The organism is Agrococcus sp. GW821-FHT14H11, assembly GCF_058803545.1.
Genome location: NZ_JBXAPA010000003.1, coordinates 110460 through 130416, shown reverse-complemented (window position 1 = coordinate 130416; position 19957 = coordinate 110460). Strand labels below are relative to the sequence as shown.

The following is a 19957-nucleotide window of genomic DNA, read 5'->3' as shown; positions in this document are numbered from 1 at the left end:
GGCCCGTTAGCGTCGAGCCATGGATCTCCAGCTGAACGACCGTGTCGTCCTCGTCGTCGGAGGCACCGGCCTCATCGGCGGCGCCGTCGCCGACGTGCTGCGCGCCGAGGGCGCGACCGTGCTGACCGCCGCCCGCGGCGAGGGCGCCGACCTCCGCCTCGATGCCGCCGACGACGCATCCGTCGCCGGCGCCGTCGCGAGCGTGCTCGAGCAGCACGGCCGCCTCGACGGCCTCGTCGTCGCCGCCGCGCCGCCCGCGCAGACGCTCGACCCCGCCCGCAGCTCCGACCCCGCGCAGGTCGTGGAGGCCGTCGACGCGAAGGCGATGACGTTCCTGCGGCTCGCGAACGCCGCGAAGGCGCCGATGCGCGACGCCGGCTTCGGCCGCATCGTGGGCGTGAGCGGCCAGAACGCGCTGATCACGGGCAGCATCACCGGCTCGGTGCGCAACGCCGCGCTCATCATCGCGGCGAAGCACCTCGCCGACGAGCTGGCCGGCACGGGCGTGGCCGTCAACGTCGTGAACCCGGGCCCGGTCACCGCCGAGCCCGCCGACGACGTCGCGCACGGGAAGCCCGGCGAGTCGTCGCCCGAGCAGATCGCCGCGCTCGTCGCGTTCCTGCTCTCCCCGCGGTCGACGACCTCCGGCGAGTCGATCGCGACCGGCCACCGGGTGCGCGGCTCCGTCGCCCTCTGACGCACGCGAGGAGGGGCCGGCTCCCGCCGGCCCCTCCCGCGATTCGAGCGCGTCAGACGCGGTCGCGCTCCAGCTCGTAGCCGTACGCGTCCTCGCCGTGCACGATCTGGTCGACGCCGGCCAGCTCGTCCTCGTTCTTGACGCGGAAGCCGATCGTCTTCTCGATCGCGAAGCCGATCACGAAGGCGACGACGAAGGCGTAGACCATGACGCCCACGGCCGCGATGACCTGCACGGCCAGCTGGCCGGGACCGCCGCCGAGGAACAGGCCCGTCTCGGTCGCGAAGAAGCCGAGGTAGAGCGTGCCGATGAGGCCGCCGACGAGGTGGATGCCGACCACGTCGAGCGAGTCGTCGAAGCCGAGCTTCCACTTGAGCTCCACCGCGAGGGCGCAGACGGCGCCGGCGATGACGCCGAGCAGCAGCGCCCAGCCGGGCGTGAGGTTGGCGCACGCGGGAGTGATGGCGACGAGGCCCGCGACGGCGCCCGAGGCGGCGCCGACGGAGGTGGGCTTGCCGTCCTTCAGCTTCTCGACGAGCAGCCAGGCGCAGATCGCCGCGGCGGTCGCGCCGAGCGTGTTGAGCGTGATGAGACCCGCGTTGCCGAGGCCGTTGAGCCACTCCGCACCCACGTTGAAGCCGAACCATCCGAACCACAGGATGCTCGCGCCGAGGATCACGAACGGCACGTTGTGCGGCTTGTGGGCGCCCTTCGTGAAGCCGATGCGCTTGCCGAGCACGAAGGTGAGCGCGAGGGCCGCCGCGCCGGCGTTGATGTGCACCGCGGTGCCGCCGGCGTAGTCGATGACGGAGGGCAGGCCCAGCATCTCGCCGAGCGAGTAGGCCCAGCCGCCGCCCCACACCCACGCGGCGATGGGGAAGTAGCCGAGGGTGGCGAAGACGCCGGCGAAGAGCATCCAGGCGCCGAACTTGGCGCGGTCGGCGATGGCGCCGGAGATGAGGGCGACCGTGATGATCGCGAAGGTCGAGCCGTAGGCGACGCCGATCAGGTCGGTGTTGGCGCTCTCGCCCGCGGCGAGGGCGGCGAGGCCGAGGTCGCTGAACGGGTTGCCCGAGAACTGCAGCGGCGACTCGACGGCCGCCATGTTGAATCCGTACAGGATCCAGAGGGTGCCGACGAGGCCGATGGCCCCGAACGACATCATCATCATGCTGATGACGCTCTTGGCGCGCACGAGGCCGCCGTAGAAGAACGCGAGGCCGGGCGTCATGAACAGCACGAGTGCTGTCGCGACGACGCCGAAGGCCATGCTGCCTGCATCCATGAGGTGCTCCTTGGGGGTATCCGCGGGAAGGGACTGCTCTGAGGATCACCCCGCGCGGTTTCGCCGGCGGGCGCGCTCGCGTTTCGTCTCGGTTACGGATGCGCGACCGTGTTTCGGGCGCGTTTCGGGCGACGGCGGGCATGCGGCCGGATGCCAGGATGGATCCCATGACGTGGATCAGGAACCCGCAGGTGTCGGCGATGCTCCTCCTCGGTGCGGCGATCCTCGGTCTCGTCATCGCCAACACCGGCCTCGGCCCGGGCCTCGACGCGCTGAAGCACATGCACCTGCCGTTCACGGTCTTCGGGCTCGACCTCTCGGCCGCGCACTGGGTGACCGACGGGCTGCTCGTCGTGTTCTTCTTCGTCGTCGCGATCGAGTTGCGCTACGAGTTCACGCAGGGCGACCTCAGCAGCGTCTCGAAGGCCGCTGTGCCGACCATCGCCGCGCTCGGCGGCGTCGCGGTGCCGGCGCTCATCTACCTGAACCTGGCCGGCGCCGACGGCGCGCGCGGCTGGCCGATCCCCACCGCGACCGACATCGCCTTCGCGCTCGGCGTGCTCGCGCTCGTCGCGAAGCGCCTGCCGTCGCGCGTGCGCGCGCTGCTGCTCGCCCTCGCGGTGATCGACGACCTCATCGGCATCCTCTTCATCGCGGTCTTCTTCACCGAGTCGCTCTCGCTGCCGCTGCTCGGGCTCGCCGCGGTCGGCGTCGTCGCCTTCTGGCTGCTCGGCCGCGCCTACCGCGGCAAGCGCGGCAGCTGGCCGCTGCGCATCCTGCTGCTCGTGGTCGCCGCCGTCACGTGGTGGCTCGTCGCGATGAGCGGCATCCACGCCACCATCGCGGGCGTCGCGCTCGGCCTCGTGCTCTCCCCCGCCCCCGCCGAGTCGGCGCGCGAGAAGCTCGAGCCGTTCACGAACGGCATCGTGCTGCCGGTGTTCGCGTTCACGGCCGCGTCGGTGATGATCCCGCAGGTGCCGCTCGGCGAGCTCAGCCCCGTCTTCTGGGCGATCGTCGTCGCCCTGCCGCTCGGCAAGCTCATCGGCATCACGGCGGCCGGCCTGCTCGGCCAGTGGGCGCTGCGCGTGCCGAAGGGCGGCCGCGTGCTGCTGCGCGAGCTGCTCGGCATCAGCCTGCTCGGCGGCATCGGCTTCACGGTCGCGCTGCTCATGAACGAGCTCGCCCACCGCACGACCCCCGAGCTCATCACCGAGGGCACGCTCGGCGTGCTCGCCGGCTCGCTCATCGCGGCGATCCTCGGCGCGACCTACCTGGCGCTCCTGAACCGCCGCTACCCCGACGTCGAGACGGCCGAGATCCGCGCCCGCGACGCCGAGGAGTACCTGCGGCGCACCGACGGGGTGGGCTAGGCGGTCTCGTTCGCCAGCGCCACGAGGCGCGAGATGGCACGCAGGTACTTCTTGCGGTAGCCGCCGCCGAGCATCTCCTCGCTGAAGACGCGGTCGAGGCTCGTGCCGCTCGCCCGCAGCACGACCTGCGCGTCGTAGAGGCGGTCGACGAGCGCGACGAACCGCAGCGCGTCGTTCTGGTCGTGCAGCACCTCGACGTCGCGCAGGCCCAGCCCCTGCAGCCCCTCGACGAGCCCGATGTAGCGCGACGGGTGCACCTTCGACAGGTGCGCGACGAGCGCGCGGAAGTCGTCGACCGCGACCGTGCCGTCGAGGCCCGCGAGCTCCGCCTCGATGCGGTCGTCGGGCGTGACCGGGGCGTGCCCGGTGATGTCGCGGTGGCGGTAGTCGTCGCCGTCGATCCGCATGATCTGGAAGCGGTCGGCGATCGCCTGGATCTCGCGCAGGAAGTCGGAGGCCGCGAACCGGCCCTCCCCGAGCGCGTTCGGCGGCGTGTTGCTCGTGGCCGCGAGCTTCGAGCCGCCGGCGACGAGCTCGCCGAGCAGGCGGGTCATCACCATCGTGTCGCCCGGGTCGTCGAGCTCGAACTCGTCGATGCAGACGATCCGCGAGCCCTGCAGCGCCCGCACCGTCTCGGCGTAGCCGAGCGCGCCGACGAGCGCGGTGTACTCGATGAACGTGCCGAACACCTTCGGCCCGGGCATCGCCTTCCACAGCGAGGCGAGCAGGTGCGTCTTGCCGACGCCGAAGCCGCCGTCGAGGTAGATGCCCGGCCGCACCTCGGGCGCCTTGCGGAACAGGGAGCGCTTCGGCGACGTCCACGCCGTCACGAGCTCCTGCATCCGCTCGAGCGCCTCGGCCTGCGACGGATGCGCGGGGTCGGGCCGGTACGACTCGAACGTCGCGCCGTCGAACTGCGGCGGCGGCGTGAGGCCCGCGACGATCTGCTCCGCGCTGGCCTCGGGGCGGCGCTCGACGAGCGAGATCGGTGCTGGCATGGGCGCTCCTTCGTCGACGCGTCGGCGTCCGGGGAAGTTTCGGTGGGAGGATGGCGTTCCCCCGGACGAGCCTAGTCAGGCAGGACAGCCGCGTGCGCGCGCGGTGCGGAAGGAGTCGCCATGACCGAGTCGGAGCCCCGCTTCGCCGAGTACGCCGCGCCGGAGCGCCTGGTCTCCACCGAGTGGGTGGCCGCGCACCTCGACGACCCCGACGTGGTGGTGGTCGAGTCCGACGAGGACGTGCTGCTCTACGAGGTCGGCCACATCCCGGGCGCGGTGAAGGTCGACTGGCACACCGAGCTCAACGACCCGGTGATGCGCGACTACCTCACCCCCGAGGCGTTCGCGCGCCTGCTGGGAGAGAAGGGCATCGGGCGCGACACCACCGTCGTCTTCTACGGCGACAAGGCCAACTGGTGGGCGACGTACGCGCTCTGGGTCTTCGCGCTCTACGGGCACGACCGCACGCGCATCATGGACGGCGGGCGCGACAAGTGGATCGCGGAGGGCCGCGAGCTCACGCGGGAGCCCTCGCGCCGGCCCGCGGTCGACTACCCGGTCGTGGCGCGCGACGACCGCACGCTGCGGGCCTTCCGCGACGACGTGCTCGCGCACCTCGGCCGCCCGCTCGTCGACGTGCGCAGCCCCGAGGAGTACTCCGGCGAGCGCACCACGGCGCCGGCCTACCCCGACGAGGGCGCGCTGCGCGCGGGGCACATCCCGAGCGCCGCGAGCGTGCCGTGGGGCCGCGCCGTGCACGAGGACGGCACGTTCCGCTCGCGCGAGGAGCTCGAGGCCGTCTACCTCGACGGCGCCGGCCTGCGCGACGCCGACGACGTGATCGCCTACTGCCGCATCGGCGAGCGCTCGAGCCACACCTGGTTCGTGCTCACGCACCTGCTCGGCCTGCCGAAGGTGCGCAACTACGACGGCTCCTGGACCGAGTGGGGCTCGCTCGTGGGCGTGCCGATCGTGGTCGGCTCCGAGCCCGGCGAGGTGCCCGCGCGATGACGCTCACCCCTGCCCTGCAGCGCACCGTCGACGACTTCCAGGCCGTCGAGGAGCGCGACCGGCTGCAGCTGCTGCTCGAGTTCGCCGACGAGCTGCCCGAGCTGCCCCAGCGCTACGCCGACCACCCCGACCTCCTGGAGCGTGTCGCCGAGTGCCAGTCGCCCGTCTACCTGTTCGTCGAGGTCGACGACGCGGTGCACGTGCACGCCACCGCGCCCGCGGAGGCGCCGACGACGCGGGGCTTCGCCTCGATCCTCGCGCAGGGCCTCGAGGGCGCGAGCCGCGACGAGGTGCTCGCGGTGCCCGCCGACATGCCGCGCCTGCTCGGCCTCGACCGCGTGATCTCGCCGCTGCGCCTGCGCGGCATGGCCGGGATGCTCGGACGCATCCAGCGGCAGGTGCGGGAGCGCTGACTCAGTCGAGCGGCGCGATCCGGTGCTCGTCGAGCCAGCCGCGGATCTGCTGCTCGTAGCGCGCCCGGTCGAGGTTCCACAGCTTCGTGTGCCGGGCCGTCCGCCACTCCCGGTAGTCGACGATGTCGGGCCGCGCCTCGGCGAGCGCCCGCGAGGCGTCGGCAGGCACGAACCCGTCGTCGGCCGAGTGGAGCAGCAGGATGGGCTGCGACAGGGCGTCGGCGTGCAGCACGTTGTCGAGCTCGTCGAAGTCGAGGCTGCGGCTGCCGCTGAGCGCGGCCGCAGGCGACTCGAGGAGGCCCACGGCGGTGTCGACCAGCCAGGCGGGCATCTTGGCGATCGCGACCTGCAGCAGCAGCGTGGCGCGCCACGAGACCACCGGCGAGTCGAGCACGAGCCCCACGATGCGGCGGCGGTGCCGGGAGCGGCGCGCGAGCTGCAGCGCGATCTGGCCGCCCATCGACCAGCCCATGAGCACGATGCGGCGGGCGCCGCGCGCGACCGCGAAGCCGATCGCGTCGTCGACGTCGCGCCACTCGTCGAGCCCGAGCCGGAACTTGCCGTCGCCGCTCGGCGGCGCCTCGGTGTCGTTGCGGTACGAGACCGCCATCACGGGCATGCCGCGCTCGAGGAACACGGGCGCGGCCCGGATCGTCTCGCGTCGCGTGACGCCGCGGCCGTGCACCTGGATGCACCAGGTGGCGGCCGCCTGGTCGCCCATGATCCACGCGGGCGCGGGGCCCACCTCGGTGGCGACGTCGACGGTCTCCACCGCATCCGCCACCTCCTCGGGCCGATGCACGGCGTAGCCCGACCACCGCGCGGACGCCACGCCGTCGAGCACCTCGCGGGCGCCCGCGTCGACCGCCCGCACGACGCTGTGCGCGTCCTCGGCCACGACGGGTCCGAGCACCACGAGCCGCTCCCCCACCCACAGCGCGTACAGGCCCGGCAGCCCCGTGTCGGGGGTGCGCCCGAGCCGCACGCCGCGCTCGTCGAGGCCGAGCACCCGGATGTCGTCGACGAGCTCCCGCGGCGGGGTGACGAGCATGGAGGCGAGCGCCGCGGAGGCACCGGTCACGGCGAGGGCGGCGCCCGCGACCACCACCCCGCCTGCGGCCATCGCGAGCCTCGCGGGGCGGGTGGATGCGGCGGCGCGCCTCGCTCGGGTCGTCACGGTGCGATCGTAGTCTTGCCGGGTGGACACGAGCAGTGCAGCCCCCGCCCCCGAGCCGGAGGCCTTCCGCGCTGCCATCGACCAGCTGCGCAGGGCTGAGCTGCGCTCCGAGCTCTCGGTGCGCGAGATCCCGGCGCCCGGTCGCATCGCGCCCTTCTCGTTCGCCATCGCCGCCGACGTCGGCGTGACGAGCCACGGCCGCGACTCCGACCTGGGCACCGGCCGCTTCATCCTCATGCACGACCCGGAGGAGCCCGAGGCCTGGGGCGGCGACTTCCGCATCGTCAGCTTCACGCAGGCCTCGCAGGACCCCGAGATCGGCGTCGACCCGTTCCTCGCCGAGGTCACCTGGACCTACCTGCTCGAGGCGCTCGAGCAGCGCGGCGCCGAGTACCACTCGGAGTCGGGCACCGCGACCAAGATCCTCTCGAGCGGCTTCGGCGAGCTCGCCGCGCAGGGCGACGGCGCCCAGATCGAGCTGCGCGCGTCGTGGACGCCGACCGGCCACGACTTCGGCGCGCACCTCACCGCCTGGACCGACCTCCTGTGCGCGATCGCCGGCCTGCCGGTGCAGCCGGGCGCCGCGGGCCTCGACGCGCACAGGCGCACGCGTGGCTGAGCTGCCCGAGGCGGTGGCGTCGGGCCCGCTCGACGTCATCGAGGACGCGGATGCGCTGGCTCGCGCGGCCGAGCGGCTGCACGCGGGCGAGGGCCCGGTCGCCGTCGACGCCGAGCGCGCGAACGGCTTCCGCTACACCGCGAAGGCCTACCTCGTGCAGCTCCACCGGCGCGGCACCGGCACCGTGCTAATCGACCCGACCGCGATCGACGACCTGTCGCCGATCCAGGACGCGATCGGCGGCGAGGAGTGGATCATCCACGCCGCGAGCCAGGACCTCCCGTGCCTGCGCGAGGTCGGCCTCGAGCCGGTCACCCTGTTCGACACCGAGCTCGGCGCGCGGATCGCGGGCTTCGAGCGCGTCGGCCTCGCCGCCGTCACCGAGCGGCTCGTGGGCCTGCGCCTGCGCAAGGAGCACGGCGCGAGCGACTGGTCGGCCCGGCCCATCCCCCGCTCGTGGCTGGAGTACGCGGCGCTCGACGTCGAGGTGCTGCCGGATGCGCGCGACGCGCTGGCGGCGGAGCTCGAGGCCCAGGGCAAGCAGGAGATCGCCGAGCAGGAGTTCGCCTACGCGCTCGCCCGCCGGCCGAAGCCCCCCGCGGAGGAGCCGTGGCGCAGGCTCTCGGGCATCCACGCGATCCGCGACCGCCGCCAGCTCGCCGTCGCCCGCGAGCTGTGGCTCGCGCGCGACGCGCTCGCCCGCGAGACCGACACCGCGCCGGGCCGGCTCGTGCCCGACCGCTCGCTGCTCGCCGCCGCGATGGCCGACATCGAGGCGAAGGGCCGCCTCGCCGCGCGCAAGGACTTCACCGGTCGCGCGAGCCGCAGCGAGCTCGACCGCTGGTGGGCGGCGATCGAGGCGGGCCGCGCGAGCGACGACCTGCCGGTGCTGCGCGTGCGCTCGGACGAGCCACCGCCGCCCCGGTTCTGGAAGAGCCGGCGCCCGGAGGCCGACCTGCGCCTGCAGCGCGCCCGCGCCGCCGTGCAGGCGGTGGCCGAGGAGCTCGCGATGCCGGCCGAGAACCTGCTCACCCCGGATGCGCTGCGGCGGGTCGCGTGGGAGCCGATCGAGCCCACGGAGCTGGCGGTCGCCGAGGCGCTCCGGGCCCGCGATGCGCGCCCGTGGCAGGTTGCGGCGACCGCACAGAGCATCGCCGCCGCGTTTGTAGAGGCAGACCAAGCGCCCGCCCAGCCCTCCGAGCCCTCCTCGTAGGAAGCGGCAACCGCCGCGTCGGGCCCGGGGGCGCGTTCCTACACTGGTGCCGCAATCACCCCCAATCAGGAGGCATCGTGGCTGACGACGACGTCGTGTTCGTGGACGGCGTCCGCACCCCATTCGGGCGCGCGGGCGAGAAGGGCATGTACTGGCAGACCCGAGCGGACGACCTCGCGGTCAAGGCGCTCACGGGACTGCTCGAGCGCAACCCGAGCCTGCCGCTCGAGCGCATCGACGAGGTCGCGGTCGCCGCGACCACGCAGACCGGCGACCAGGGCCTCACCCTCGGCCGCACCGTCGGCATGCTCGCGGGGCTCCCCGTCTCGGTGCCCGGCTACGCGATCGACCGCATGTGCGCGGGCGCGATGACGGCGGTCACCGCGGTCGCCGGCGGCATCGCCTTCGGCGCCTACGACATCGCCGTCGCCGGCGGCGTCGAGCACATGGGCCGGCACCCGATGGGCCTCGACGCCGACCCGAACCCCCGCTTCGTCGCCGAGAAGCTCGTCTCGATGGACGCGCTCAACATGGGCAAGACGGCCGAGCGCATCCACGACCGCTTCCCGCACCTGACGAAGGAGCGGGCCGACCGCTTCGCGCTCGGGTCGCAGCAGAAGTACGCCGCGGCGCTCGCCGCCGGCCACATCCAGCACGACCTCATCCCGGTCGCGACGCAGTCCGCCGCCGGCTGGGGGCTCGCCACGGCCGACGAGGCGCCGCGCCCCGAGACGACGATGGAGGGCCTCGCGGGACTGAAGACGCCGTTCCGCGACCACGGCCGCGTGACCGCCGGCAACGCATCCGGCCTGAACGACGGCGCGACGATGTCGATCATCGCCTCGGCCGCCGCCGCGAAGGAGCACGGGCTGACGACGAAGATGCGGATGGTCTCGTTCGGCTTCGCCGGCGTCGACCCCGACATCATGGGCATCGGCCCGGTGCCGTCGACGGAGAAGGCGCTCAAGAAGGCCGGGCTGTCGATCGAGGACATCGGCCTGTTCGAGCTGAACGAGGCGTTCGCCGTGCAGGTGCTCTCGTTCACCGACCACTTCGGCATCGCCGACGACGACCCGCGCGTCAACCCGTGGGGCGGCGCGATCGCGATCGGCCACCCGCTCGCCTCCTCCGGCGTGCGCCTCATGCTCCAGCTCGCGCGGCAGTTCGAGCAGCGTCCCGACGTGCGCTTCGGCATCACCGCGATGTGCGTCGGCCTCGGCCAGGGCGGCACCGTCATCTGGGAGAACCCGCACCACAAGCGCTACGGGAAGGGCATCTGATGGCCATCCGCGACGAGTTCCCGCGGCTCGCGGCCGCCGAGTTCGACGAGGTCGTCACGCACAGCCACGTGCGCGACGTGCAGCTCGCCTCCGGCAGGACGCTCGCCCTCATCACGCTCGACAACGGGCGCGACCACACGCGGCCCTCGACCCTCGGCCCCGCGACGCTCTTCGAGCTCGGCGACACCCTCGAGGCGCAGCGCGCCCGCGGCGCCGCCGGCGAGGTCGACGCGATCGCGGTCACCGGCAAGCCCTACTTCCTCGCCGCCGGCGCAGACCTGTCGAACGTCGGCAGCCTGCCCGACCGCGAGACGGCCGCCGAGCTGCCGAGGCTCGGCCACCGCGTGCTCGGCCTCCTCCACGAGGCGCCCGTGCCGACCTTCGTCTTCATCAACGGCCTCGCCCTCGGCGGCGGCCTCGAGATCGGGCTCAACGCCGACTACCGCACCATCAGCTCGGCGGCTCCCGCCGTGGCGCTGCCCGAGACGTTCCTCGGCCTCGTGCCCGGCTGGGGCGGCGCGACGATCCTGCCGAACCTGATCGGCATTGAGCGGGCGCTCAAGGTGATCATCGAGAACCCGCTCAAGCAGCGCGTGCTGAAGCCCGCGGACGCGCTCGAGCTCGGCATCGCCGACGCGATGTTCGGACCCGCGAGCTTCCTGGAGTCGTCGCTCCGCTGGGCCGACGGGGTGCTGGGCGGCGCGAAGGTCGACCGCCCGCACGTGCCCGGCACGCTCGAGCGCACGGTGAAGTGGCCGATCGTCCTGAAGATCGCGCGCGAGACGCTCGAGAAGCGGATCGGGAAGGTCGCCCTCGCGCCCTACCGCGCCCTCGACGTGATCGAGCTGGCCAGGAAGAACGACCGCGCGGCCGGCTTCGCGGCCGAGGACGCGGCGCTCGCCGACCTCATCCCGGGCGACCAGTTCGCGGCCTCGATCTACGCCTTCGACCTCGTGCAGAAGCGGGCGAAGCGCCCGGCCGGCGCGCCCGACGCGGCGCTCGCGAAGCCCGTGACGAAGGTCGGCATCATCGGCGCGGGGCTCATGGCCAGCCAGTTCGCGCTGCTGTTCCTGCGGCGCCTCCAGGTGCCGGTCGTCATCACCGACCTCGACCAGGGCCGCGTCGACGCGGCCGTGGCGCGCATCCGCGGCGAGATCGACGCGCTCGCGGGCAAGGGCCGCATCACCACCGACGAGCAGCAGCGCCTCAGCGCGCTCATCTCCGGCACGGTCGACAAGGCCGACTTCGCCGGCTGCGACTGGGTGATCGAGGCGGTGTTCGAGGAGCTGGGCGTCAAGCAGCAGGTCTTCGCCGAGGTCGAGCCGCACCTGTCGGAGACGGCCGTCATCGCGACGAACACCTCGAGCCTGTCGGTCGAGCAGATCGGCGCGCGGCTCGCGCACCCCGAGCGCCTCGTCGGCTTCCACTTCTTCAACCCCGTGGCGGTCATGCCGCTCATCGAGGTGGTGCGCACGCCCGCGACCGACGACGCGACCCTCGCGACCGCGATGCGCGTCGCGAAGGACCTGAAGAAGAACGCCGTCATCACGCGCGACACCCCCGGGTTCGTCGTCAACCGGGTGCTCGCGAAGCTGCTCGGCGAGGCGATGCACGCGGTCGAGCAGGGCTCCTCCTTCGAGGACGTCGTCGAGGCGCAGCGCGCGTTCGGCTTCCCGATGGACCCGTTCGTGCTGCTCGACCTCGTCGGGCTCAAGGTCGGCGCGCACGTGCTCGACACGCACCACGGCGCCTTCCCCGACCGCTTCTTCGAGTCGAAGGCGCTGCACGAGCTCGCCGAGCAGGGCATCCTGCTCGAGAAGGACGGCAAGGGCGAGGTTAAGGGGATCGACAAGCGGGCCCGGAGGATCGTGGCGAAGCACCGTCCCGCGGGCGCCGTCGCGCTCTCGGCCGACGAGCTGCGCGTGCGCATCGAGGACGGCCTCGCCGACGAGATCAAGCGCATGCTCGACGACCATGTCGTCGAGGCCGCCGAGGACATCGACCTGTGCATGATCCTCGGCGCGGGCTGGCCGTTCCAGATGGGCGGCATCACGCCGTACCTCGACCGCGTCGGCGCCTCCGAGCGCGTGTTCGGCGGCACCTTCCACCAGCCGCCGATCGCCGGCCCGAAGGCCTGAGGCTCACGACCCGAGCCCCAGGACTCCGGCAGACTGGCACGGTGGAACGCGCCCTCGTCGACGCCCTCGCCCGTGATCTCGCAGCAGCGGATCTCACGGGCGGGGGCGTCGCCGCGCTCGTCGGCGACGCCGCGCAGGCGGCGCTCGGCCGGATGGTGGCCGCGCCCGCGCGACGCGCAGCGCTGCGCTCGCCCGGCCCGCGCTCCACGCTGCTGCGCGCCCTCGTGCTCGGCGACCGCGTGCCGACGGCGGAGCTCGCGGATGCGCTGCCGGCGCTCGGCGTGGACGGCGCGGTCGCGCTCGGCCTCGTCGCCGTCGAGGGCGCCACGGCCCGGCCGCTCCTCGCCGTGCGCCCGACGGCGTTCCGCGACGCGCTCGGCGTCGGCGAGTGGTGGATCGCGAGCGACCTCGACGAGCTCTCGGGCGTCTCGCGGCTGCGGCCCGACCACGTGCTCGGCGTCGGCGGCGCGGCGCGCACGCTCGCGGCGCTGCTGCCGCCGGTGCGCTGCGGCGCCGCGCTCGACCTCGGCACCGGCTGCGGCGTGATCGCGCTGCACCTGCGGCGCCTCGCCGACCGGGTCGTCGCCACCGACGTCTCCGAGCGCGCGCTGCACCTCACCCGCCTCAACGCGGCGCTCAACGGCGTCGACGGCATCGAGACGCGACTGGGATCGCTCTACGAGCCGGTCGAGGGCGAGCGCTTCGACCTCGTCGCATCCAATCCCCCGTTCGTCATCACGCCGCGCGCCGAGGGCGTGCCGGCCTACGAGTACCGCGACGGCGGGCGCACGGGCGACGCGCTCATGGCGGAGGTCGTGCAGGGGCTCGGCGCGCACCTGCGGCCCGGCGGCGCCGCGCGGCTGCTCGGCAACTGGGAGGCCGTCGGGGGCCGCGACGGGCTCGCGCGCGTCGAGGAGTGGGCGGATGCGTCGCTCGACGTCTGGGCGATCGAGCGCGAGTCGCTCGATCCGGCCCGGTACGCGGCGCTCTGGCTGCGCGACGGCGGCACGCTCCCCCGCGACCCCGACCACGACCGGCTGCTCGGCGCCTGGCTCGACGACTTCGAGCGGCGCGGCGTCGACGCGGTGGGGATGGGCTGGCTCGCCCTCCAGTCGCCGGCGGCGGGGCGGTGCACAGCGCGATTCGAGCGCCTGCCGCAGCCGATCGCGCTCGAGCGCGCCGGCGCGCACCTCGCCGAGGCGTTCGCCGCGGGCGAGTGGCTCGCCCAGCTCGACGACGCGGCACTGGCCGCCGAGCACCTGCAGGTCGCCCCCGACGTCACCGAGGTGCGCCACCAGCGCCCCGGCGCGAACGGGCCGACGGTCATCGAGCTGCGCCAGGGCGGCGGGCTCGGCCGCACCGTGTCGGTCGACACGGCGCTCGCCGGGCTCGTCGGCGCGTGCGACGGCGAGCTGCCCGTCGGCACGCTCGTCGATGCGATCGCGGCGCTCCTCGAGGTCGACGAGGGCGTCCTCGCCGCCGACCTGCTGCCGCGCGTGCGCGAGCTGGTCGTGACGGGCTTCCTGCGGCCCGTCAGCGACTGAGCCGCGCCGCCACCGCGCCGGGCAGGTGCTCGGCGACGTCGAGCGCGGTGATCGGACGGCCGCCGGCTGCCGCGGCCGCGGCAGCCTCGCCGTGGAGCTCGACGCCCTCGACGGCGATGCGCGCGAGCGTCGCGGGATCGGCGGCGTCGTCGGCGCGCGCGGCGAGCATCGCCCCGAGCAGTCCCGCGAGCACATCGCCGGTGCCGGCCGTCGCCAGCCGGTGCGTCGGCGCCTGCACGGTGGCCGAGCGGCCGCCGGGGGCGACGACGCGCGTCGCGGCGCCCTTCTCGACCACGACGGCGCCGAGCGCGTCGGCGAGCCGCGCCGCGCGCATCCGCTCGTCGTCCTCGTCGATGCCGAGCCCCGCGAGCGACCGCCGCAGCTCGGCGGCGTGCGGCGTCGCGACGACGGGGCCCGCGTGCCGCGCGGCGAGGTCGAGGGCGCCCGCGTCGACGACGCACGGCGCGCCGGAGCCGAGCGCCTCGAGCAGGAGCGATCGCAGCGCCGGGCCGCGCTCGCGAGCGTCCTGCCCCGAGCCGAGCACCCACGCGCGCACGTCGGCGGGCGCCTCGTCGAGCGCGTGGCACACCGTCTCCGGCCGCCGCGCGAGCACGAGGTCCTGCACGCGCCGGGGCGCCCAGAGCCGCACCATGCCGGCGCCCGTGCGCCACGCCGCCTCGACGCCCAGCACGGCGGCGCCCGGGTAGCGCTCGGAGCCCGTCACGACGCCGACCACGCCCATCGATCGCTTGTCGTCCTCGGCACCGGGGGCGCGCAGCCACGTCATGCCGCCAGCGTACGCGGCGGCGGGTCGGGCTCCATGCGGTCGACGTCGGCGCTGTGCGCGAGCAGCACCGAGCGCAGCGGCAGCGCCTGCCCTCGCGCCGCCCGCGCGACGGCGTCGTGCCACGCCCAGTCGTCGGGCGTCGGCCGAGCGGCGCCGGGCCGCTCGAGCACGACGGCGATCTCCCGCTCGGGCTCGGCGATGCGGCCGAGGAGCCCGCGGAGCCCGAGCACGGCGTAGGCGTCCGGGCAGACCGGGATGCCGTCGACCTGCTGCAGCTGCGGCAGCAGCGTGCCGCCCGGGGTGAGCAGCAGGATCCAGAGCCGGCGCACGAGGCCGTGCTGCACGAGCCCGCGCGCGACCTCGAGCGGGTCGTCGGCGTCGCGCGCGCGGATGGGTCGGCTGGGCACGCGCCCGGGATCGGGCGCGGAGGAGGCGGTGTCGTCCATGCGCGGCAGGGAACCGCATCCGGCCGCTCGGGCGCGCGCCGCGCCCGCCCGCCTGTGGAGAGCCGTCAGTCGGTCGTGCGCCTCGCGCCGTCCACGGCGTCGTCGGCGTCGATGCGCAGCTCGGGCTCGCCGGGCAGCGGTCGCGCGACCGGCACGCGTCCCGTGCCGAGCACCTGCTGCACGATGTTCCGCGCGATCGCCTGGGCCGAGAGCCCGGCCTCCTCGAGGATCTCGCCGCGCTCCGCGTGGTCGATGAACGCGTCCGGCAGGCCGAGCTCGTCGACCGCCGTGTCGACGCCGGCGGCGCGCAGCTCCTGCCGCACGCGCGTGCCGATGCCGCCGACGCGCACGCCGTCCTCGAGCGTGATGACGATGCGGTGGTCGCGCGCCATCTCGACGATCGAGGCCGCGACCGGCACGACCCAGCGCGGGTCGACGACCGTGACGCCGATGCCCTGCGCGCGCACGCGCTCGGCGACGTCGACGCCGAGGTGCGCGAACGCGCCGATCGCGATGATGAGCACGTCGCGGTGCGGCGCCTCCACGAGCACGTCGACGCCGTCGTCGGTGCGGCGCACCGCGTCGAGCTGGTTCGGCACCGACCCCTTCGGGTAGCGGATGACGGTGGGGCCGTCGTCGACCGCGACGGCCTCGCGCAGCTCCTCCTCGAGGCGGGCAGCGTCGCGCGGCGCGGCGAGGCGGATGCCGGGCACGAACTGCAGCAGCGCGAGGTCCCACATGCCGTGGTGGCTCGGGCCGTCGGGGCCGGTGACGCCGGCGCGGTCGAGCACGAAGGTGACGCCCGCGCGGTGCAGCGCGACGTCCATGAGCACCTGGTCGAAGGCGCGGTTCATGAAGGTCGCGTAGATCGCGACCACCGGGTGCAGCCCGCCGAACGCGAGGCCCGCGGCGGTCGTGACCGCGTGCTGCTCGGCGATGCCGACGTCGAGCACGCGCGAGGCGTCGAGCGCCGCGAGCCGGTCGAGGCCGGTCGGGCGAAGCATCGCGGCGGTGATGCCGACGATGCGGTCGTCGCGGCGCGCGAGCGAGACGAGCTCGTCGGCGAACACCGAGGTCCAGGCGGGCCGGCCCGCGCTCGAGAGCGACTCCCCCGTCTCCGGGTCGATCTGCCCGACGGCGTGGAACTGGTCGGCCTCGTCGTTGACGGCGAGGTCGAAGCCCTGGCCCTTCTGGGTGATGACGTGCACGATGACCGGCGCCGCGAAGTCGCGCGCCTGGGTGAGCGCCTCCTCGAGCGCCTCGAGGTCGTGGCCGTCGATCGGCCCGAGGTACTTGATGTCGAGGTTGGAGTAGAGCACCTCGTTGTTGACGAAGCGCGTGAGGAAGCCGTGGGTCGCGCCGCGCACGCCGCGGTACATCGCGCGGCCGGGTCGGCCGAGGTGCGAGAACAGCCGCTCGGAGGTGCCGCGCAGGCTCCGGTACGAGCGCTGCGTGCGCACCCCGTTGAGGAAGCGGGCCATGCCGCCGATCGTCGGCGCGTAGGAGCGCCCGTTGTCGTTGACGATGATGACGAGCCGGCGGCTGTTGTCGTCGGAGATGTTGTTGAGCGCCTCCCACGTCATGCCGCCGGTGAGGGCCCCGTCGCCCACGACGGCGACGACCGAGCGGTCATGCTGGCCGGTGATGTCGAAGGCGCGGCTGATGCCGTCGGCCCACGACAGGGAGGAGGATGCGTGGCTCGACTCGACGATGTCGTGCTCGCTCTCGGCGCGCTGCGGGTAGCCCGCGATGCCGCCCTTCTGGCGCAGGCGCGAGAAGTCCTGCCTGCCGGTGAGCAGCTTGTGCACGTACGACTGGTGGCCGGTGTCGAAGACGAACGCGTCGCGCGGCGAGCGGAAGACGCGGTGCATGGCCATCGTCAGCTCGACCACGCCGAGGTTCGGGCCGAGGTGGCCGCCGGTGCGCGAGACCTCACGGATGAGGAAGGCGCGGATCTCGGCGGCGAGCGCCTCGAGCTCGTGCTGGGAGAGCCCATCGAGGTCCCTCGGGCCGCGGATCCGATCGAGCAGGCTCATGCGCTCGAGTCTACGCGGCGACGGCTCCGCGGACGCCGACGGCCCCGGGCTCATAGCGGAGCCCGGGGCCGTCGATCGATGCTGCTCAGACGAGCGAGCGCAGCACGTACTGCAGGATGCCGCCGTTGCGGTAGTAGTCGGCCTCTCCCGGGGTGTCGATGCGCACGACCGCGTCGAACTCGACCGTCTGCTTGCCCTCGGGGCTGTGCTCGGTCGGCTCGGCGACGACGTGCACCGTCTTCGGGGTGCGGCCCTCGTTCAGCTCGGTGAGGCCCGTGATCGAGATCGACTCCGTGCCGTCGAGGCCGAGCGACTCCCAGGTCTCGCCGGCCGGGAACTGCAGCGGCACGACGCCCATGCCGATGAGGTTCGAGCGGTGGATGCGCTCGAACGACTCGGTGATGACGGCCTTGACGCCCAGCAGGCTCGTGCCCTTCGCGGCCCAGTCGCGGCTCGAGCCCGAGCCGTACTCCTTGCCGCCCAGCACGACGAGCGGGGTGCCCTGCGCCTGGTAGTTGGCGGATGCGTCGTAGATGAAGGCCTGCTCGCCGTCGGCGGTCGTGAAGTCGCGCGTGTAGCCGCCCTCGACGCCGTCGAGCAGCAGGTTCTTCAGGCGGATGTTCGCGAACGTGCCGCGGATCATCACCTCGTGGTTGCCGCGGCGCGAGCCGTAGGAGTTGAAGTCCTTGCGGTCGACGCCGTGCTCGGTGAGGTAGCGGCCGGCCGGGCTGTCGGCCTTGATGCTGCCCGCGGGCGAGATGTGGTCGGTCGTGACCGAGTCGCCGAGCTTCGCGAGCACGCGGGCGCCGGTGATGTCGGCGACCGGGGTCGTCTCCATCGTCATGCCCTCGAAGTACGGGGGCTTCCGCACGTACGTCGACTGCTCGTCCCACTCGAAGACGTCGCCGGCCGGCGTCGGCAGGTTCTGCCAGCGCTCGTCGCCGTCGAACACGGCCGCGTACTGCGTCGTGAACATCTCGGTGTCGATCGACGAGTCGATCGTCGCCTGCACCTCGTCGGCCGAGGGCCAGATGTCGGCGAGGAACACGTCCTGGCCGTCCTTGCCCTTGCCGAGCGGCTGGGTGTCGAAGTCGAAGTCCATCGTGCCGGCGAGCGCGTAGGCGATCACGAGCGGCGGCGACGCGAGGTAGTTCATCTTCACGTCGGGGTTGATGCGGCCCTCGAAGTTGCGGTTGCCCGAGAGCACCGCGGTGACGGCGAGGTCGTTGTCGTTGACCGACGCGGAGATCTCCTCCTTGAGCGGGCCCGAGTTGCCGATGCACGTCGTGCAGCCGTAGCCCACGAGGTAGAAGCCGAGCGACTCGAGGTCGCCCCAGAGGCCCGCCTTCTCGTAGTAGTCGGTGACGACCTTCGAGCCGGGCGCCATCGTCGTCTTGACCCACGGCTTCGACGAGAGGCCCTTCTCGACCGCGTTCCGCGCGAGCAGGCCGGCGGCGAGCATCACCGACGGGTTCGACGTGTTGGTGCACGACGTGATCGCCGCGATCGCGACGTGGCCGTGGTCGAGCTCGAACGTCTCGCCGTCGACCTCGACCGTGACCGGCTGCGAGATGCGCGATGCCGTCGGCACGCCCGTGGGGGCCGCGGGCGTCGGGGCGACGAGCTCCTCGTCGGTGTCGGCCGAGAACGACGCGGGGTCGGAGGCCGGGAAGGTGTCCTCCACGGCCTCGTCGACGATGTCCTTCTCGGGCTCCGCCGCCTGCTCGGGCGCCGTCGCGTAGTTCTGCAGGTCGGCCGAGAACTGCTGCTTCGCGTTGGTCAGCTCGATGCGGTCCTGCGGGCGCTTCGGGCCGGCGATCGAGGGCACGACCGTCGACAGGTCGAGCTCCATGTACTCCGAGTAGGTCGGCTCGACGGCGGGATCGTGCCAGAGGCCCTGCTGCTTCGAGTACGCCTCGACGAGCGCGACCTGCTCCTCGCTGCGGCCGGTGAAGCGCAGGTAGTCGAGCGTGACGTCGTCGATCGGGAAGATGGCGGCGGTCGAGCCGAACTCCGGGCTCATGTTGCCGATGGTCGCGCGGTTCGCGAGCGGCACGGAGGCCACGCCGGTGCCGTAGAACTCGACGAACTTGCCGACCACGCCGTGCTTGCGGAGCATGTCGGTGATCGTGAGCACGACATCCGTCGCCGTCACGCCGGCGGGGATCGAGCCGGTGAGCTTGAAGCCGACGACGCGCGGGATGAGCATCGAGACGGGCTGGCCGAGCATCGCGGCCTCGGCCTCGATGCCGCCGACGCCCCAGCCGAGCACGCCGAGGCCGTTGACCATCGTGGTGTGCGAGTCAGTGCCGACGACGGTGTCGGGGTAGGCGGTGAGCTCGCCGCCGAACTCGCGCGAGTAGGTGACCTTCGCCAGGTTCTCGATGTTGACCTGGTGGACGATGCCGGTGCCGGGCGGGACGACCTTGAAGTCGTCGAACGCCGTCTGGCCCCAGCGCAGGAACTGGTAGCGCTCGCCGTTGCGCTGGTACTCGATCTCGACGTTGCGCTCGAGGGCGTCGGCGGTGCCGAAGAGGTCGGCGATCACCGAGTGGTCGATGACGAGCTCGGCCGGGGCGAGCGGGTTGATCTTCTTGGGGTCGCCGCCGAGCTCCGCGACGGCCTCGCGCATCGTGGCGAGGTCGACGATGCAGGGCACGCCGGTGAAGTCCTGCATGACGACGCGCGCCGGCGAGAACTGGATCTCGGTCGAAGGCTCGGAGTCGGCGACCCACGAGCCGAGCGACTGGATCTGCTCCTTCGTGACGTTCGCGCCGTCCTCGGTGCGCAGCAGGTTCTCGAGCAGCACCTTGAGGCTGAACGGCAGCCGCTCGTGCCCCTCGACCTTGTCGATGCGGTACACCGTGTAGTCGGTGTCGCCGACCGACAGCGTGTCCTTGCTGTCGAAGCTGTTCGGATTCGCCATCGTGACTCCTCAGGGTC

At 73.3% G+C, this 19957-nt stretch carries 16 protein-coding genes; 9 read left to right on the top strand and 7 right to left on the bottom strand.

From position 1 onward, the window contains the following. Positions 1-19: 19 nt before the first annotated feature. Entirely contained in the window at positions 20-697 is a 678-nt protein-coding gene (locus AC1RNL_RS04540; RefSeq protein WP_146356246.1) for an SDR family NAD(P)-dependent oxidoreductase, read from the top strand. Between the two features lie 52 nt (positions 698-749). On the opposite strand, the gene AC1RNL_RS04535 is transcribed toward AC1RNL_RS04540, so the two are convergent. Beyond that, positions 750-1982 carry an ammonium transporter gene (locus AC1RNL_RS04535; protein ID WP_128189149.1) on the bottom strand — a complete coding sequence of 411 codons (1233 nt, stop codon included), beginning with the start codon at positions 1980-1982 and terminating at the stop codon, positions 750-752. A gap of 167 nt (positions 1983-2149) precedes the next feature. On the opposite strand from AC1RNL_RS04535, the gene AC1RNL_RS04530 reads away from it, so the two are divergent. Then, positions 2150-3352: a Na+/H+ antiporter NhaA gene (locus AC1RNL_RS04530; RefSeq protein WP_246991182.1), complete on the top strand. Its 1203-nt coding sequence runs from the start codon at positions 2150-2152 to the stop codon at positions 3350-3352. On the opposite strand, the gene zapE is transcribed toward AC1RNL_RS04530, so the two are convergent. Next, positions 3349-4350: a cell division protein ZapE gene (gene zapE, locus AC1RNL_RS04525; protein WP_128189147.1), complete on the bottom strand. Its 1002-nt coding sequence runs from the start codon at positions 4348-4350 to the stop codon at positions 3349-3351. The genes AC1RNL_RS04530 and zapE overlap by 4 nt on opposite strands. Before the next feature lie 120 nt (positions 4351-4470). Between zapE and AC1RNL_RS04520 the strand changes: the two genes are divergently transcribed. Continuing rightward, positions 4471-5361, top strand: a complete 891-nt coding sequence (locus tag AC1RNL_RS04520) for a sulfurtransferase (RefSeq protein ID WP_400530415.1) — start codon at positions 4471-4473, stop codon at positions 5359-5361. Then, positions 5358-5774 (top strand): SufE family protein, encoded by a 417-nt coding sequence (locus tag AC1RNL_RS04515; protein WP_128189145.1) that lies wholly within the window; start codon positions 5358-5360, stop codon positions 5772-5774. The genes AC1RNL_RS04520 and AC1RNL_RS04515 overlap by 4 nt, the downstream gene beginning before the upstream one ends. A 1-nt stretch (position 5775) precedes the next feature. Here the strand turns inward: AC1RNL_RS04515 and AC1RNL_RS04510 are convergent, their stop codons facing one another. Beyond that, the gene (locus AC1RNL_RS04510; protein WP_492934571.1) at positions 5776-6951 is read right to left on the bottom strand and encodes an alpha/beta hydrolase family protein; all 1176 of its coding nucleotides are present in this window, start codon (positions 6949-6951) and stop codon (positions 5776-5778) included. A gap of 22 nt (positions 6952-6973) precedes the next feature. Here AC1RNL_RS04510 and AC1RNL_RS04505 point away from each other — a divergent pair, with 22 nt between their 5' ends. The 5 genes from AC1RNL_RS04505 (at position 6974) to AC1RNL_RS04485 (ending at position 13745) form a co-directional block, all read left to right on the top strand. Next, the gene (locus AC1RNL_RS04505) at positions 6974-7570 is read left to right on the top strand and encodes a DUF3000 domain-containing protein (RefSeq protein ID WP_128189143.1); all 597 of its coding nucleotides are present in this window, start codon (positions 6974-6976) and stop codon (positions 7568-7570) included. After that, positions 7563-8783 carry an HRDC domain-containing protein gene (locus AC1RNL_RS04500; RefSeq protein WP_492934570.1) on the top strand — a complete coding sequence of 407 codons (1221 nt, stop codon included), beginning with the start codon at positions 7563-7565 and terminating at the stop codon, positions 8781-8783. Before AC1RNL_RS04505 ends, AC1RNL_RS04500 begins: the two co-directional genes overlap by 8 nt. A gap of 95 nt (positions 8784-8878) precedes the next feature. Continuing rightward, the gene (locus AC1RNL_RS04495) at positions 8879-10063 is read left to right on the top strand and encodes a thiolase family protein (protein ID WP_396131274.1); all 1185 of its coding nucleotides are present in this window, start codon (positions 8879-8881) and stop codon (positions 10061-10063) included. Then, positions 10063-12201 (top strand): 3-hydroxyacyl-CoA dehydrogenase NAD-binding domain-containing protein, encoded by a 2139-nt coding sequence (locus tag AC1RNL_RS04490; RefSeq protein ID WP_492934569.1) that lies wholly within the window; start codon positions 10063-10065, stop codon positions 12199-12201. The genes AC1RNL_RS04495 and AC1RNL_RS04490 overlap by 1 nt, the downstream gene beginning before the upstream one ends. Before the next feature lie 41 nt (positions 12202-12242). Continuing rightward, on the top strand, positions 12243-13745 hold the full coding sequence (locus tag AC1RNL_RS04485; protein WP_492934568.1) for a DUF7059 domain-containing protein: 1503 nt from the start codon (positions 12243-12245) through the stop codon (positions 13743-13745). Here AC1RNL_RS04485 and AC1RNL_RS04480 read toward each other — a convergent pair. From AC1RNL_RS04480 to AC1RNL_RS04465, 4 genes are all read right to left on the bottom strand, one after another. Beyond that, on the bottom strand, positions 13735-14532 hold the full coding sequence (locus tag AC1RNL_RS04480; RefSeq protein ID WP_492934567.1) for an ADP-dependent NAD(P)H-hydrate dehydratase: 798 nt from the start codon (positions 14530-14532) through the stop codon (positions 13735-13737). The two genes, AC1RNL_RS04485 and AC1RNL_RS04480, sit on opposite strands and share 11 nt — an antisense overlap. Further along, positions 14529-14978 carry a hypothetical protein gene (locus AC1RNL_RS04475; RefSeq protein WP_492934566.1) on the bottom strand — a complete coding sequence of 150 codons (450 nt, stop codon included), beginning with the start codon at positions 14976-14978 and terminating at the stop codon, positions 14529-14531. Before AC1RNL_RS04475 ends, AC1RNL_RS04480 begins: the two co-directional genes overlap by 4 nt. Before the next feature lie 65 nt (positions 14979-15043). After that, positions 15044-17014: a 1-deoxy-D-xylulose-5-phosphate synthase gene (dxs, locus tag AC1RNL_RS04470; RefSeq protein WP_492934565.1), complete on the bottom strand. Its 1971-nt coding sequence runs from the start codon at positions 17012-17014 to the stop codon at positions 15044-15046. 85 nt (positions 17015-17099) lie between these two features. Continuing rightward, positions 17100-19940 (bottom strand): aconitate hydratase, encoded by a 2841-nt coding sequence (locus AC1RNL_RS04465; protein ID WP_492934564.1) that lies wholly within the window; start codon positions 19938-19940, stop codon positions 17100-17102. Positions 19941-19957 lie beyond the last annotated feature (17 nt).

Bases quoted from the DNA above. Each gene is read 5' to 3' on its own strand.
- AC1RNL_RS04475 (WP_492934566.1), bottom strand. From the start codon at position 14,978: ATGGACGACACCGCCTCCTCCGCGCCCGATCCCGGGCGCGTGCCCAGC.
- AC1RNL_RS04465 (WP_492934564.1), bottom strand. From the start codon at position 19,940: ATGGCGAATCCGAACAGCTTCGACAGCAAGGACACGCTGTCGGTCGGC.
- AC1RNL_RS04530 (WP_246991182.1), top strand. From the start codon at position 2,150: ATGACGTGGATCAGGAACCCGCAGGTGTCGGCGATGCTCCTCCTCGGT.
- zapE (WP_128189147.1), bottom strand. From the start codon at position 4,350: ATGCCAGCACCGATCTCGCTCGTCGAGCGCCGCCCCGAGGCCAGCGCG.
- AC1RNL_RS04515 (WP_128189145.1), top strand. From the start codon at position 5,358: ATGACGCTCACCCCTGCCCTGCAGCGCACCGTCGACGACTTCCAGGCC.
- AC1RNL_RS04480 (WP_492934567.1), bottom strand. From the start codon at position 14,532: ATGACGTGGCTGCGCGCCCCCGGTGCCGAGGACGACAAGCGATCGATG.
- AC1RNL_RS04490 (WP_492934569.1), top strand. From the start codon at position 10,063: ATGGCCATCCGCGACGAGTTCCCGCGGCTCGCGGCCGCCGAGTTCGAC.
- AC1RNL_RS04520 (WP_400530415.1), top strand. From the start codon at position 4,471: ATGACCGAGTCGGAGCCCCGCTTCGCCGAGTACGCCGCGCCGGAGCGC.
- AC1RNL_RS04535 (WP_128189149.1), bottom strand. From the start codon at position 1,982: ATGGATGCAGGCAGCATGGCCTTCGGCGTCGTCGCGACAGCACTCGTG.
- AC1RNL_RS04540 (WP_146356246.1), top strand. From the start codon at position 20: ATGGATCTCCAGCTGAACGACCGTGTCGTCCTCGTCGTCGGAGGCACC.
- dxs (WP_492934565.1), bottom strand. From the start codon at position 17,014: ATGAGCCTGCTCGATCGGATCCGCGGCCCGAGGGACCTCGATGGGCTC.